A 14744-nucleotide genomic window follows, 5' to 3' on the forward strand; every position below is an offset into this window, starting at 1 on the left:
CTTTTAGATTTATTTAGAAATAATGACCTCATCGTAAGATGAGGTTTTTTTATATAGGAAATATAGCGTCTCTTGTTAAAAGAGAAAAATTGTGTTATTCTTATTTTAATTATAAACATTAGGAGAATAGTATGTTTGCAATAATTTGTTTAAATGTTATGTTATTAATTTCATGTTGGTATCTAATTGCTGAGAATCAAAAGAATAAAACAAAAATCAATATTATACAAGACGATTTAAATAAAGCAATTAAAAGATTAGCGGTATTAGAAGAAGAGGGAGTGACTCAAAAATAGAAGGTGCTGCCCCAAAAAATCCTAAAATTTAACAAAGTTCATATAAGAGCTCATAGACGAAGTGGTTTATTGGTATCTAAAAGCTTTTTAGATATCTAATAAACTGTGCGGAGGTGATTTGACAAAATCTTGTTTCTCCGGAATTGCAATTTTTGAGTCACTCCCAGCATAATATAAAACAAGATTCCATCCAAGACGGACGGAATCTTATTATTTTAAAATTCTACTTTTTTTATTTTCTTATCTAATTCAGCTATATTTTTAGCATTCATTAAAATCATTAAGAATTTAACTTCTTTTTTCCATTTTTCAATCTCTTGAATCAGAGCATCTTTTCCTTCGTTCACAAGAATTTCTAAGAATATTTTAGAAACACCAACTGCTTTAGCACCTAAAGCTAGACATTTCACAACATCAAGGGGATTACGGATACCACCGCTTGCGATAATATCAATTTTATCTTTATAAGCATAGGCTATCTCTAGGCTTTCTGCGGTAGTATATCCTATTGCTTCTAGATAAGTTGATTTATCAGTTCTTCGTCCATTTTCAATTCTTGCGAAGTTCGTTCCACCCATCCCACTGATATCAACTGCAGGGATATTTAAGTCGATAGCTAGTTTAATAGTAGCTTCATTCATACCAAAGCCTGTTTCCTTTAAAATTACAGGAATCGGAGACTTAGAGCTAACTTTTTTTAGGTTAGAGTACCAACTTTCAAAATTATGATCTCCTTCTGGCATTACAATTTCTTGAAGAGGATTAGTATGAAGTTGAATGTATTTTGCTTGTGATTTTTCAATTGCTTTTAAAACAAGTTCTGGGTCTTTATCCAAGCCTAAGTTTACTGAATATCCTTTTGGATAAGCTTCTTCGTCTTCTTTACTCTTAAGAGCTGGAGAGTATGATCCTGGGAAAAATTTAATTCCACATTTTTCACTAACTTCCATAAAGTCTTGATTAATTTTATTACAATCTTCACCACCAGCAGTAATGGCATTGATGAAGAATGGGAATTCCCAACGGTCACCACAAACTGATGTAGAAGTATCAACATCGTCTAATCCGAATAGGGGGATACTGTTGTAATCAATTGCGTATGAGTCTAAGCTAGTTACTTTTGTTTTATCAGCAAGAGCCAGTCTGATATGATCTTTTTTTCTCATAATTAATCCTTTCGTAGTATATTATAGTTTTTCTAAGTTCAGTTGTAGCTGATACTTATCGTTATTTTTCTCGAATCCTAATACGATGTCACCACTGCCTGAACCACTTTGTTTACCAACAGAATGACTTTCTATATAGTTTTTCATTGCTTTTGTTTCCATTGGTATTTTAGAAAAACTTTCTAAATATAATAGATTTTCTCTAAGTTTTCGTATTGTATTTAAAGCATATATAGCATCTGTTTCTTCTAAATTCTCTTTTAAAGTTTTTACTAAAGTATTAGAAGTATCAACAAAAACTTTAAATTCTTCTTTGTAGTTATCTTTATGTTTTTTCCACAGTTTTACGTGTTCTTTCGTATCTACAGCTTCACCTGTCCAACGTGCTAGTATGCTTAAATCAGCTTTTGGATGAACTTTTTCGATACGGAGACCATCCCAATCTGTGTTTATTATTTCTTTAACAGATTTGTTTTGGTGAATCATATTGTTAACGAACTCAGCATTGAACTTCTGGTAGAATGTAATGCCATCATTAATGCTTGCAGCAACATCACCCATAGAGCCACTTAGATTGTGCTTGATGTTGAATAGAGCTACTAATTTGAAAATAGTTAAATCATTATATGTAATATTTTCAAATGATAATATCGCGCGGGCTATAGCTACAAGAACAGCACCAGAAGAGCCTAAACCGTATTTTTTATCATCATTGTGAAGTTCATTATAAATAGTAAGAGCAAATGTTTTATTAGAATTTGTATATTCTGTTAAAAATAGAATAAATTGTTGAACTAGTGTGAAGTTACTATTTTCTTCAAGAAGGCCAACAGAAGTTTTATTGATTGAATCGAAAATAGTAGTTTCATCACTTTCTTCTACAAATACTGTAATTTTTTTAGGAACACTTGTTATTAGTGCAGAAGCGTAATCTTCTAAAATCGCATATTCACCAGCGAGATAGAGTTTACCGTAAGCTACTCCATGCACAAAATGATTTTTTTCTTCCATAATTTTGAAATTTCCTCATGTAATTTATCTTGATCTTCCCTTAAGTAAAGTACTTTCACATTCGGACCGGCATCCATAGTGAAGTAACATCTATAACCTTTAGAGCGTAGCTCTTTTACAATATCCATTGCCATATGACTCTCTTCTGTTAAGAATGAAAAGCTAGGAGTTGATGTAGATGTAGTACCGTGCATAGCAAGAGCATTACTTTCTGTAATTTCTCCGATTTTTTCGAAATCAGCATTTTTTAAAGCTTCTTTCATTAATACGAAATCACTTTTAGCTTTTTTAACCCAAGCATCGAATGTTGTTGATGTCTGAACACAGTGTTCCATGGCAACACGGCTAGAAATTTTCTTTCTATCTTCATTAACTACAAGAACCATCATTCCAAAATCTAAAGAACACTCTAATTCTTCAACACTTCCATCTTCAAGCCATGCAGCAAGTTTATAGAAACTTCGACAAGAAGAACCAGATCCTTCTTTAGCTATTTCAACTAATTCTTTAGTAGTTTTGTTTAATTTGAAATATTCATTACAAGCAAGAACTAATGCCATAGTGCCACTAGAACTTGAAGAAAGTCCTGCAGCAGTAGGTACGGTATTATAACTTCTTATAGTTATAGCTTCACGATTAGTTGGTGTGAATTTTGAGATGAACTTAATCATTTTATCTACTTCTTCTTGACTTTGTTTTTCGTCATTGATATAAAATTCATCAATATTATTATCATTTTTTTCGATTTTTGTTTTTGATAAAAGATTGTCTAATCTTAAAGAAATATTAGGATTATAAGGTAAGACAGGATCTTTAGATTTTTTTCCCCAGTACTTAACTAAGGCAATGTTAGCATAACCTAAATTGTAACTATCCATGATGAATATCCTTTCTCTTTTAATGCATTTTGAATTTCTAATGCATTTTCTTTTGTTTTACTAAGACTAATACAGCATCCACCAGCGCCACCACCAGTTAGTTTGGCACCAACTGCATTGTTATTTTTACAAATTTCCACAACCTCATCGTTACTAGCGTGACTAACTCCAAGTTTGCACAGTAAATCATGAGCTTTGTACATATATTCTCCGACAAGATCGATATTTTTATTTTTTAACGGTTCGATTACTAAATCAGTGATTCCACCTAATTCAGCAATATATTTTTCATATTTATCATAATTATCCGCTATATGCTTTAGAGTTTCTTTAGTAATTCCAACAACTCCTGTATCGATAATTAGTAAATAACTATTCAAATTAAAATTTAATTCACTAGCGCCATCTTTTTTTGAAAATAAAAGGGGAGTATCACTAAGTACTTGATTCACATCTATACCGCTGGGATTACCGTGAATAAATTTTTCGCATGTATTAGCTATTTCTCTTACATTTGGGAGTTTTTTAGCACGTGCAATAGCTATGCTCAGCGCAGCAGAAGAACCTAGACCACGTCCTACAGGAATGGTACTAGTAATATTAATTTTTGTTTTATTATCGATTTCACATGAATCAGCTATAAAGCTAAGAATCTCATCTCTTTGTTGAATTGTATCTGTGTCTTCTAATGTAACTTCGACATTCATCTGTGGAAGTGGAATAGTAATTCCTTTATATCCATAAACGACTGCATGTTCACCGAAGAATATTGCTTTTGCGTGCGTCATAAATTTAAAAACTCCAATTTTATATTTAAGTAGTATTTTATACTGTTTAATTAAAAGATAATTAATAGTTAAAAATACTTTTATACGTACAATAATTATACTTTTAGTATTTGTTTTTGTCAAACATCGGCGCAGTAAAAAAAGATGAAATTATACTAGAAATAACCTTGGTTAAAAGAAGTATAATTTCATCTGGAAATATTTTAATATGAGTGGCAAGTAATACCATGTGGCTCTAAGTGTACTAAAGTTTCGCAATAATAGAATTCTTTAGATAATGCTTTTTCAATCTTCACGGTAATATCGTGACTTTGTTTAACATTTAATGATGGTTCGACAGTAACAGTAATATCGATAAAGTATAGTAAGCCATGAGTTCTACCTTTCGTATCTACTATTGATGTTACACCTTTAATATCATTTACAATATCGTTAACCTTATCTATCACGTCAGTATCAACTCCGTCAGTAAGAATGTGTGTAGATTCTTTGAAAATACTAATAGCTGTGTAAATAATAAGTAATCCGACGATTATTGCGACTACTGAATCAGCTACTGGAAGCCCGATATATGTAGCGATGATTCCGATTAGTGTTCCGATAGAAACAAAAGCGTCGCTTAGATTATCAAGAGCGGCAGCTTTAAGGGATTTACTTCCGATTTTTTTAGCTAGACGAATATTGTAAAAATATACGGAAAGCATAACAGCACTTGCTATAAATGCCACTACTGCAGAAAGAAGATTAGGTTGTTCGTAGTTTCCAGAAATAATCTTTTTAATAGCGTACATTACTACTTCAATACCTGCGTACAGCATAATAAATGAAGCTATCAATGTAGAGATTAGTTCAGCTCGGAAGTGACCGTATAGGTGGTCTTCATCGGCGGGTTTTCTAGAAATTTTTAGACCTATAAGAACACATACTGATGAAATCACATCGGTAGCGTTGTTAATACCGTCAGCAACAAGAGCTGATGATTTAAAGAATACACCCGCTCCAAGTTTTAAAACAGTCAGTAACAAATATGATAGAATACTAAGTTTTGCACCTTGTTCGGCACGTTTTAATTTATCGAAAATTGAGTTATTCATGGCTTCCCTCCTAAAATAATATTTTATTATTATAACAGTTTTAAAAAAATTATTCAAGAGAAAATTTGTTATTGATAAAATAAAATTATTTCACTAAGGTGAACTTTATAAAAGCTAGCTCGCCCAATAGAATAGTCGAGCTAGTATACTATATCTTTTTAGAATAGTATTTCTTGAATGTTAAAAATATGTATACATATGAAAGTACACAAAAAATTTCAAAGAAGTATAAGAAGTTGGTAGATAATGTTACTTCTTGAATAAGATATTGTGGAATCATCTTTAATTTATCTAAAATAGGGATTAAAATAAAAGAGATTTCAAATATAATTAATGAAGAAATATATATAAACCATTTATTTTTCTCTGTTTTTTTATAAATTAATAGATATAAGCAAACTGATGATCCTAATGCCAATAATAATATAGATAACATTGTTGTAATTGGCTTGATAGTTTTGGTGAAAACATAAGGGAATATAGAACTAATAATTAATATTAAGAAGTAGACTAGAGCAAATCTTAATAGTTTCCCTTTGTTTTCCTTTGGAAGCTCTAGAAGTATTGATGAAGATAGTTTATCTATATCATTTCCAAAGACATCAGTAAAATTTTTCCCGTTATTTTGATATAGGATTAAATCTTGTAATATTTCTAGCAATTGAATTTCTAGTTCTGATTCTTTTTTTGTAGTATTTTTCATCCGACAAGCAACTAAAAGTTCTTCATAATACTTCTTATTATCTTCATTAAGTTGTGATCTAAGTTCGTTATTTTGTTTTATTAAATCAGCGATGTTCATAATAATTCCTCCCTGTTTACGTTATTTATTTTCTAAAATTTTTGTTATTGTAACACTTATATTTCCCCATACATTTTTAAATGAGTTTATATACTCTTCACCATTTTTGGTAATTGAATAATATTTTCTAGGAGGTCCAGAGTTACTCTCTTTTAAATAACTAGTGACCATATTTTCCTTTTCTAATTTTAAAAGTAGAGGATAGATAGTACCTTGCGCAACCATATCTAGACCATAATTAGAAAGTTGCTCAGTAATTTCATAACCATACATCTCATTGTTTTTTATTAACTGTAAAATACATGCTTCTAATGTACCTTTTAGTATTTGAGAAGTGTTAATTTCCATCTTTATCCACCTTTCCTAAGTTTTATTATTAATATAAAAAATAGATATATACTATCTTGTTAGACATAATAGTATCATAGCGAAAGTATCTTGTAAAGCAAAATAGTAGATGAAAACACAAAAATTATATTAATAAAATGCGTAAAGATAAGAGGGGGAAAATAAATAAAAAAAGACAAGGCTTAAAAACCTTGTCTTTTTAACTATACCAGCAGCCGGGGTCGAACCGGCACGATGTTGCCATCGCTGGATTTTGAGTCCAGTGCGTCTGCCAATTCCGCCATGCTGGCATATGTATATAATAACACACATGGTATTCTTTGTCAATTTAGCAATAAGATAAAGAATGTAGAAATATTATTTATGAGAAAATCCTTGAAATTGTGAATAATTTAATTTTAATTTTAACTACGTGTAGTATAATTAAAGAGTAAATCTATATAAAGAAATGTTTTTTTTGTGTATATCATTATATAATTTAATTTAACTAATACAATAAAAAATGTAAGGGTAAGACAATAAGTTAGTGTTTACAAGGATAGTCAACGTTAAACGTATTGTAAATAAGTGTTTTTAGTTGACAAATTAAAATATTTTTTTCAATAGTATATTGTAAAAATATGATATATGTAGTATAATATAGTAGTATATAGAATTATAAAAATATTAATGTTATTTTTATAAAGGAGTGTGAGTGCTGGTGGTAGTTACATTGTTTACATCGCCAAGTTGTACTTCTTGTAGAAAAGCTAAAGCTTGGCTAATTGAAAATGATATAGACTTTGTGGAAAGAAATATTTTCTCAGAAGCTTTGACAACGGATGAAATTAAAGATATTTTATCTATCACGGAGCACGGAACTGAAGATATTATTTCGTTTAGATCAAAAACTTTCCAAAAATTGAATTTAGATATTGAGAGTATGTCAATTCAAGAATTGTATAAAGTTATTCAAGAAAATCCAGGGATGCTTAGAAGACCTATCATTGTTGATGATAAGAGATTACAAGTAGGGTATAATGAAGATGAAATAAGAAGATTTCTTCCAAAGGAAATAAGAGTAAATCAATTAAAACAAATAAAAAATATGGTTAAGTAAGTACATCCTGATACTACTTTTACCGATTAATTTAAAGGTTGATATTAGGTATCAGCCTTTTTTTATGAGATGATACTTAGTAACAATACTGTAAGGTGTTAGATAAAATGAAAGAAAGAGGTACTTGATGGAAAGAGAAGATATTAAATTTATTACTGGAGAAATTCATTTCTTAGAGTTAGTGGAAAAGAAAAGTTCATCATTAGTGTTCAAAGGACCAAATGATGAGGAAATTAGTTGTAACGAATCAGACGTTGAGAGTTTAGATGATTACGAAATTGGAGAAGAGTATTCGATGTTCGTATATCCTTCACGAAGTGGAAAATTGTTTGCTACACCAAATATTCCAGAAGTAACGTACGGTGACTATGCTTTTAGTAAGGTTGTAAAAGTTGAAGAAGATAGAGTAGGTCTTGATATTGGATTTTCTCGTGAAATCCCACTTCTTGGAGAGGATCTACCGAAGTTGAAAAGTGTTTGGCCTAAAGAAGGTGACGAGTTATTTATTACCCTGCGTCGTGATTTTAGTGGACAACTTTTTGCGCGTTTAGCAACTGAAACTATCGTAGCATCACTTTACTCTAAAGCAACTAAGAGTATGAAAAATAAGGATATCGAAGCATATCCATATCGCTTGATGAGAGTTGGAACCTTTTTATTAACAAAAGATGGTTATAAAGTTTTTGTTCATGAAAGTGAACGTGAAAAAGAGCCGCGTTTAGGAGAAAAAGTTACACTTCGTGTTATAGGAATCAAAGATAATGGAGAAATCAATGGTTCATTTTTACCACGTGCACACGAGAGAATGGATAGTGACGGTCAAGCAATAATGGATTATATTGAAAACAATGGTTATTGCGAATTTACTGATAAATCAGACCCAGAAGAGATTAAAGCTGTGTTTGGAATGAGTAAAGGAAGCTTTAAACGTGCTGTAGGAAGATTATTCAAGAATAAACTAATCATGATTGAAGAAGATGGATTATACAAGCGTAAAGGAAGATAAGACTATGAAAAAAATAAAATTAGATAAAAATGCATTATTAGGTGGAATTGTTTTAGAAAATGATAGATATCAAGTTGTACATATGAATCTAAAAACTGGGAATCAAACAGATTCGTATAGTAATGATAAAAACATTTTATTATTAAATATTAGTGGGAAAATTACAGTTTCTTTTGAAGAACAAGTAGAACCTGTAAATGAATTTGAACTATTAGAAATTCCAGCAGGGGTAGAGCATGTTATTACATGTCTACAAGATGCACAGATTTTTGTAGTAAAACTATAATTTACATGAGTGGCTTAAATGGAATATCTTTTTAGGCCACTATTATTAATTATTGAGTAGAGGAATACCATGGAAGTACAATTTTTAGGAACAGGAGCTGGGCTTCCTGCAAAGTTTAGAAATACACAGAGCTTTGTGTTTAATTTCATGCAAGAACTTAAAGAATGTTGGATGTTTGATTGCGGGGAAGCTACTCAACACCAGATTTTAAGAACAAATATTAAGCCGACTAAAATAACTAGAATCTTTATAAGTCATCTTCATGCCGATCACGTTCTAGGATTAATAGGATTCTTATCATCTAGAAGCTTTCTCTTGGATACAAATGCTTCAAAAATTACGATATATGGACCAGTTGGAATAAAGGACTTTATAGAGAACAACTTAATGTTCACACATTGTTCACTTTCTTATAGCGTGGAATATATTGAAATTTCTAGTGAACAGTGTATAATAGATAATAAAACTGTAACTGTTTTTAGCTATCCATTAACTCATAATGTGGAATGTTTTGGATATAAAATAATATTCAAAAAACAAAAGGGCAGCCTAGATGCAGATAAATTGAGGGGATTAGGTATTATGCCCGGTCCATTTTATAGAGAAATTAAAGAATCAGATACTTTTGAATTTAATGGAACAGTCTATAATTCTAGTGATTTTTTATCTGAAGATAAACCGGAAAAAGAGATTGTGGTTATATCAGATACTAGGTACTTTAACGAATTGGCAGATTTTGTTAAAAACAGTAATATAATTATTACAGAGTGCACATATTTGCTTAAGGAAGATGCACATCATGCAAGAAAAAATTATCACTTGAGTATAGTAGATATTGAAAAGATGATTGCAGAAAGTAAAGTTGAAAGTTTATTCTTGACACATATTAGTGCTAGATATGATAAAAATATTGAAAAAAGTGCTATAGAATCGCTAAGCGGTATATGTAATGTAAGAATTGCGCATGATTTAGAAGAATTTAGTTTGTAAAAATTTGGAGGGAATTATGAAAAAAGATTTAGAAGAAAAAACTATTGAAGTTGAAAAAATATTCAAAGGAAAAGTATTAGATGTTGAAGTACACACTGTAACTTTACCTAATGGAGAAACTTCAAAACGTGAACTGATAAATTATAGAGGTGCAGTAGCAATACTTGCGATAACAAAAGATAACGAAGTAGTTTTTGTAGAACAATACCGAAAAGCGATAGAGGCAGTAACTTTAGAAATTCCTGCAGGTAAATTAGAGCCTGGAGAAGATAATAAAAAATTATCTGCTGTAAGAGAATTGCAAGAAGAAACAGGGTATGCTGTAGAAGAAGATAGACTGGAGAAATTATGCGATGTTCACGTTGCTTTGGGATACAGTTCTGAGCTAATAACAGTTTATTATGTAGATAATTTAGAATATCCTGGTGAACAAAATCCAGATGAAGATGAGTTTATTAATTTAAGAAAATACAAAATTGAAGATGCATTTAAGCTTCTAGATGATAATGTTATAACTGATAGTAAGACTATGCTTGCATTAGCTTACTTAAAAAATAGGAAAGGCGCGAAATAGTATATGAATATTTATGATGAAATAATTAAAATAATTCAAAAATCTCCTTATAAGTTGACACCACAAAGGGAGAAAATTGTTGAAATATTAGTAGATAACGATGATCAGCACCTTAGTGCAGAGGAATTATATTTTATTTTAAAAGAAAAAACACCTGATATTGGTATAGCTACCGTTTATAGAACGTTAGATATTTTTTATGAATTAAAGATTTTAGAAAAAATCTCTTTCAGCAATGGTGTTTCTAAATATCATTTAAGACAATCTGTAGATGACGAACTTCATCATCATTTAATATGCACTAATTGTAATAACATTGAGAAAGTATCTAATCCTATATTTAATAAACTTATTGAATATATGAAAAAAGAATACTCATTTGAGGTTCAAGATAACTCTTTATCGTTTTATGGAACATGTGCTAAGTGCAAGGATAAAGGTGAAAATTAATGCTTTTTGATAAATTAGAGAAGATATTATTACTAATCTCTAGTGTTGTTTACATAGTTTATATAGGTTTTGTTGGTGGAATGATAAACTTATTTAGGGAGTACGTCGGAAATGAGTACTTAAGAAATAAGATAGTGGATCAAATCCGTGAACAAACACGTTTAACTCAAGACAGTGCAAACGTATCAACAAAGGATATGCACTTTATTTTCCAAGTAATGGGTCAATTAGCGTGGTTGTATTTCGCACTATTAGTGGTATTGTTTTTATTGTTACTATTTGTAATTTTTAAAAAAGGGATTAACCATAACATAGTTGCATTTCTATTTTTAGTTTATAGTATTTTGCTATTGATCTTTAGCTTAGGAATATTATTTATTAGCTGTATAATATACTTCTTCCTAGGTATAAGAATAATACTAATTAGGAATTCAGAAAAGTATAAAATTTAGTTTTCGGAGAAATTTAGTTTCTTCGAAAACTTTTTTATAAAATTTTTATAAAAATATCATTATGTTGAAGTAATCGAATAGTAAAATATTAGAATACATAAAAATATTAAGCCTATTAAATGATAATCTAGAAATAAGGTTATTAAGAAGATAATGTATAAATTGAATATAATCTATGGTGATACTGAATATCTATCACATAATAATTAATAATTATAAGTGAAAAAAAATCTATACTTATTTAGAGTTTTTTTAATAAATATTAGTTTGCAAAAAATAGGTAAAGCTAATATAATTCTTAGTATAGTTTATTTTTTAGGAGGTCTTATGAAAAATAAAGTTATTAAGATATTAAAGAGATTAATGATAGTAATAGTGTCTATTCTCTTGTTATTAGGAGGATATGGTTACTATTTTGTTCATAAATCTTTACCGACAGTTGAAGGGAAGGCAGAATTAAATATTTTAGAAAAAAATGTAAAAGTGTCACGAGATAAAAATGGAATTCCAACTGTGGAAGCGGAAAATGATAGTGATTTATATAAAGCTCAGGGTTATATTCATGCTCAAGATAGATTATTCCAAATGGATTTAGCACGTAGACAGGCAAGTGGAAGATTATCGGAAGTTGTTGGAGAAGCAGCACTAGAAAATGATAAAAAGTTTTTAGTATTTTCTTTAAGAAAAGCAGCAGAAGCCTCTTATAATGATTACTCAGAGGAAGCTAAAAAAATATTAGAAAGTTATGCACAAGGTGTTAATGCTTATATCGAAGAAGCGAAGAAAGAAAGTAAATTACCTTATGAATTTTCTTTATTAGGATATTCTCCTGAAAACTGGACTCCTATTGATTCGTTAACGGTAGGTAAATATATGGCATATGATTTAGGTGGGCACTGGGATCACCTAGGTTTTAATAACTGGATTTTAAATAATTTAGGTGAAGAAAATCTAAAACAGTTACTTCCTGATAGTTTTTCAAAAAATATAGACAATGAAGAAATTATAAAAGCGAATCAAGGTATAGATGTGAGTATAGATAAAAATACGGCAAAAAATGAGCGACCACCGATGGAAAACGGTAGTAATGACTGGGTTGTTTCTGGTAAGAAAACTAAATCTGGTAAGCCGTTATTAGCAGATGATCCTCATTTAGGGTTAGGTACTCCATCAGTTTGGTATCAAATGTCACTTTCAACACCAAATAACAAAGTTTCAGGGGTGATTTTCCCAGGGGTACCGGGTATCATACTTGGTCATAATGAACATATAGCGTGGGGAGTAACTAACTTTGGACCAGATGTTCAAGACCTTTATATTGAAAAACGACAAGAGAATAATCCATATAAATTCAAATACGATAATGAATATTATGATGCTAAGGTTGATAAGTATTCAATAAAAGTAAAAGGAAAAGACGCTGTCGATTTTGAGGTAGTTAATACGAAACATGGTCCGATAATTGATCAACTGCTGAAACCATTAGGAAATAAAGATACGAGTTTTTCAATGCAGTGGACAGCACTTGAATCGACGCAAGAACTAGAAGCTATTTTAAATATAGATAAAGCTAAAAATTGGCAGGAATTTGAAAAGTCATTAGAAAAATTCAAAGCACCAGCTCAAAACTTTGTTTTTGCGGATAATGAAGGAAATATAGCTTATAAATCAAATGGTAATGTACCGATTAGGAAAAAAGGTGATGGGAATCTTCCTGTTCCAGGTTATAGTAGCGATTATGGATGGAGTGGTTATGTTTCTTATGATAAATTACCGAAACTTGTTAATCCGGAAGAAGGATTCATAGCTACGGCGAATACTGAAACTGTAAAAACTGATTATCACACATCTAACGTTTGGGCGCAACCATATAGAAAAGCTCGTATAGATGAAGTATTATCAAAAAGAAATAACCTGACTGTTGATGATATGAAGAATCTTCAAATGGATACGAAAAATCTTTATGCACAAGAATTTTTACCTAACTTTCTGAAAAATATAAGTGTAGATAAAATTTCTAAAAAAGAAGTCTACGATAAACTAAAATCGTGGAATAATGTAGATGATAAAGATGAAGCAGCACCGTTAATTTTTGACTTATGGATGAAAAAAATTCAATCGCACATACTAAAAGATAAGATGAATGCAGATGTTTACAAATTTATGCCTCATAAAGAGAGTTATGTAGATAAGATACTTAGAGATAGTTTAAATGGTAAAAAAGTAAATCTTATTGAAGAGAAAAATGGATTAAAAGAAGTATTAACTAATAGCTTGAATGAGACGATTTCCCAATTGGAAGGTAAATATGGAAGTGACGTATCTAAATGGAAGTGGGGAACAGCTCATACATTAGGATTTAGACATCCATTATCTAAATCATCAGCGTTGTTAGCATACTTCTTAAATCCAAAAGAATATCCAATTTCAGGTTCTAAAGTTACAGTTCAAGCAGCTAGACAAAATGATGATGGATTAGTTAATCACGGTGCATCATGGAGATTTGTTTATGACTTTTCTACAAAAACGGGGTATCATGTTGTAGGTCCTGGACAAAGTGGACACTTCTTAAGTGATAATTATGCTGATCAAATTGAAAAATGGGTAAAAGGAGAGTACACAAGTGAATCTATAGGAAATATTCCTAAAGATAAAGTATTGGAACTTGTACCTAAAAAATAAGAAAAAGTGACTTGAAAATGACGATTTTTAGAGAATCTCAATTTTCAAGTCATTCCCTTTTTATTCAATTTTATAACAAAATAATAAGCATCATGGTATAATTAGAATATAGTACTAAATATGTAGAGTAAGTAGGAGGAAAAATGAACGTTAGAGAAAATTTTGAGACAATAACAAAAGAAATAGCTGAAACTTGTGAAAAAGTAGGAAGAAATGCAGAAGAAGTGAATTTAGTTGCTGTAACTAAGTACGTTAGTGATGCTAGAGTTGAAGAAGCAATAGAAGCGGGCATTACAGACTTTGCTGAAAATCGACCTCAGAATTATGTTGAGAGAAAAAGTAAATATTCTGATAAGACTTGGCATTTAATAGGAAGTTTACAAACTAGAAAAGTACGTGATGTGATTAATGAGGTTGATTACTTCCATGCATTAGATAGAGGTAGCTTAGCTAAAGAAATCGAAAAACGTGCAGAAAAAGAGGTTAAATGCTTCGTGCAGGTGAATGTTTCTGGAGAAGAGAGTAAACATGGTTTAACTTCAGAAGAAGCCATTGACTTTATAAAATCGTTGGAGCAATATTCAAAAATAAAAGTTGTCGGTCTTATGACGATGGCACCTTTTGTGGATGATGAAGAAATCCTGCGTAATTGCTTTAAAAAATTAAGAAACTTACGTGATGAAGTAAAAGGGTTGAATTTATCATATGCACCATGTGAATTTTTATCAATGGGTATGAGTAATGATTATAAAATCGCAATTGAAGAAGGTGCGACTCATATAAGAGTTGGTACAGCTTTAGTAGGTTGTGAATTAAAATAAC

General features: G+C 30.4%; 17 protein-coding genes and 1 tRNA gene. 10 read left to right on the forward strand and 8 right to left on the reverse strand.

Translation table 11 applies throughout. From position 1 onward, the window contains the following. The first annotated feature begins 131 nt into the window (after positions 1-131). A complete protein-coding gene (locus tag RWS90_RS02750; RefSeq protein WP_314548455.1) occupies positions 132-296 on the forward strand; it encodes a cytochrome C biogenesis protein in 165 nt (54 codons plus the stop codon). 215 nt (positions 297-511) lie between these two features. On the opposite strand, the gene fni is transcribed toward RWS90_RS02750, so the two are convergent. The 8 genes from fni to RWS90_RS02790 form a co-directional block, all read right to left on the reverse strand. Continuing rightward, positions 512-1462 carry a type 2 isopentenyl-diphosphate Delta-isomerase gene (fni, locus tag RWS90_RS02755; protein ID WP_314548457.1) on the reverse strand — a complete coding sequence of 317 codons (951 nt, stop codon included), beginning with the start codon at positions 1460-1462 and terminating at the stop codon, positions 512-514. A 21-nt stretch (positions 1463-1483) separates the two neighbouring features. Then, on the reverse strand, positions 1484-2473 hold the full coding sequence (locus RWS90_RS02760; RefSeq protein WP_314548458.1) for a phosphomevalonate kinase: 990 nt from the start codon (positions 2471-2473) through the stop codon (positions 1484-1486). Beyond that, a complete protein-coding gene (mvaD, locus tag RWS90_RS02765; RefSeq protein WP_314548459.1) occupies positions 2440-3351 on the reverse strand; it encodes a diphosphomevalonate decarboxylase in 912 nt (303 codons plus the stop codon). The genes RWS90_RS02760 and mvaD overlap by 34 nt, the downstream gene beginning before the upstream one ends. After that, the gene (locus RWS90_RS02770; RefSeq protein ID WP_314548460.1) at positions 3333-4139 is read right to left on the reverse strand and encodes a mevalonate kinase; all 807 of its coding nucleotides are present in this window, start codon (positions 4137-4139) and stop codon (positions 3333-3335) included. The genes mvaD and RWS90_RS02770 overlap by 19 nt, the downstream gene beginning before the upstream one ends. 203 nt (positions 4140-4342) lie before the next feature. After that, entirely contained in the window at positions 4343-5233 is an 891-nt protein-coding gene (locus tag RWS90_RS02775; protein ID WP_314548461.1) for a cation diffusion facilitator family transporter, read from the reverse strand. 148 nt (positions 5234-5381) lie between these two features. After that, positions 5382-6035 carry a hypothetical protein gene (locus RWS90_RS02780; protein ID WP_314548463.1) on the reverse strand — a complete coding sequence of 218 codons (654 nt, stop codon included), beginning with the start codon at positions 6033-6035 and terminating at the stop codon, positions 5382-5384. A gap of 21 nt (positions 6036-6056) precedes the next feature. Next, on the reverse strand, positions 6057-6383 hold the full coding sequence (locus RWS90_RS02785) for a PadR family transcriptional regulator (protein ID WP_314548465.1): 327 nt from the start codon (positions 6381-6383) through the stop codon (positions 6057-6059). A 206-nt stretch (positions 6384-6589) separates the two neighbouring features. Then, positions 6590-6673, reverse strand: a tRNA-Leu gene (locus RWS90_RS02790). A gap of 410 nt (positions 6674-7083) precedes the next feature. Between RWS90_RS02790 and spxA the strand changes: the two genes are divergently transcribed. From spxA to RWS90_RS02835, 9 genes are all read left to right on the forward strand, one after another. Continuing rightward, complete coding sequence (spxA, locus tag RWS90_RS02795; protein WP_314548466.1) at positions 7084-7482, forward strand: transcriptional regulator SpxA; 399 nt, start codon at positions 7084-7086, stop codon at positions 7480-7482. A 127-nt stretch (positions 7483-7609) separates the two neighbouring features. Further along, positions 7610-8488: an RNA-binding protein gene (locus RWS90_RS02800; RefSeq protein WP_314406296.1), complete on the forward strand. Its 879-nt coding sequence runs from the start codon at positions 7610-7612 to the stop codon at positions 8486-8488. A gap of 4 nt (positions 8489-8492) precedes the next feature. Continuing rightward, the gene (locus tag RWS90_RS02805) at positions 8493-8774 is read left to right on the forward strand and encodes a hypothetical protein (RefSeq protein ID WP_314548468.1); all 282 of its coding nucleotides are present in this window, start codon (positions 8493-8495) and stop codon (positions 8772-8774) included. 69 nt (positions 8775-8843) lie between these two features. After that, a complete protein-coding gene (gene rnz, locus RWS90_RS02810) occupies positions 8844-9764 on the forward strand; it encodes a ribonuclease Z (protein WP_314548469.1) in 921 nt (306 codons plus the stop codon). A 16-nt stretch (positions 9765-9780) separates the two neighbouring features. Beyond that, positions 9781-10338 carry an NUDIX hydrolase gene (locus RWS90_RS02815; RefSeq protein WP_314548470.1) on the forward strand — a complete coding sequence of 186 codons (558 nt, stop codon included), beginning with the start codon at positions 9781-9783 and terminating at the stop codon, positions 10336-10338. 3 nt (positions 10339-10341) lie between these two features. Then, on the forward strand, positions 10342-10788 hold the full coding sequence (locus RWS90_RS02820; protein ID WP_314083745.1) for a Fur family transcriptional regulator: 447 nt from the start codon (positions 10342-10344) through the stop codon (positions 10786-10788). Continuing rightward, the gene (locus RWS90_RS02825; protein ID WP_314548471.1) at positions 10788-11240 is read left to right on the forward strand and encodes a DUF4064 domain-containing protein; all 453 of its coding nucleotides are present in this window, start codon (positions 10788-10790) and stop codon (positions 11238-11240) included. Before RWS90_RS02820 ends, RWS90_RS02825 begins: the two co-directional genes overlap by 1 nt. A gap of 327 nt (positions 11241-11567) precedes the next feature. Continuing rightward, entirely contained in the window at positions 11568-13922 is a 2355-nt protein-coding gene (locus tag RWS90_RS02830) for a penicillin acylase family protein (protein ID WP_314548472.1), read from the forward strand. A 143-nt stretch (positions 13923-14065) separates the two neighbouring features. Then, positions 14066-14743 (forward strand): YggS family pyridoxal phosphate-dependent enzyme, encoded by a 678-nt coding sequence (locus tag RWS90_RS02835; protein WP_314548473.1) that lies wholly within the window; start codon positions 14066-14068, stop codon positions 14741-14743. The last annotated feature ends 1 nt before the right edge of the window (position 14744 follow it).

The organism is uncultured Gemella sp. (assembly GCF_963529685.1).
GTDB lineage: Bacteria > Bacillota > Bacilli > Staphylococcales > Gemellaceae > Gemella.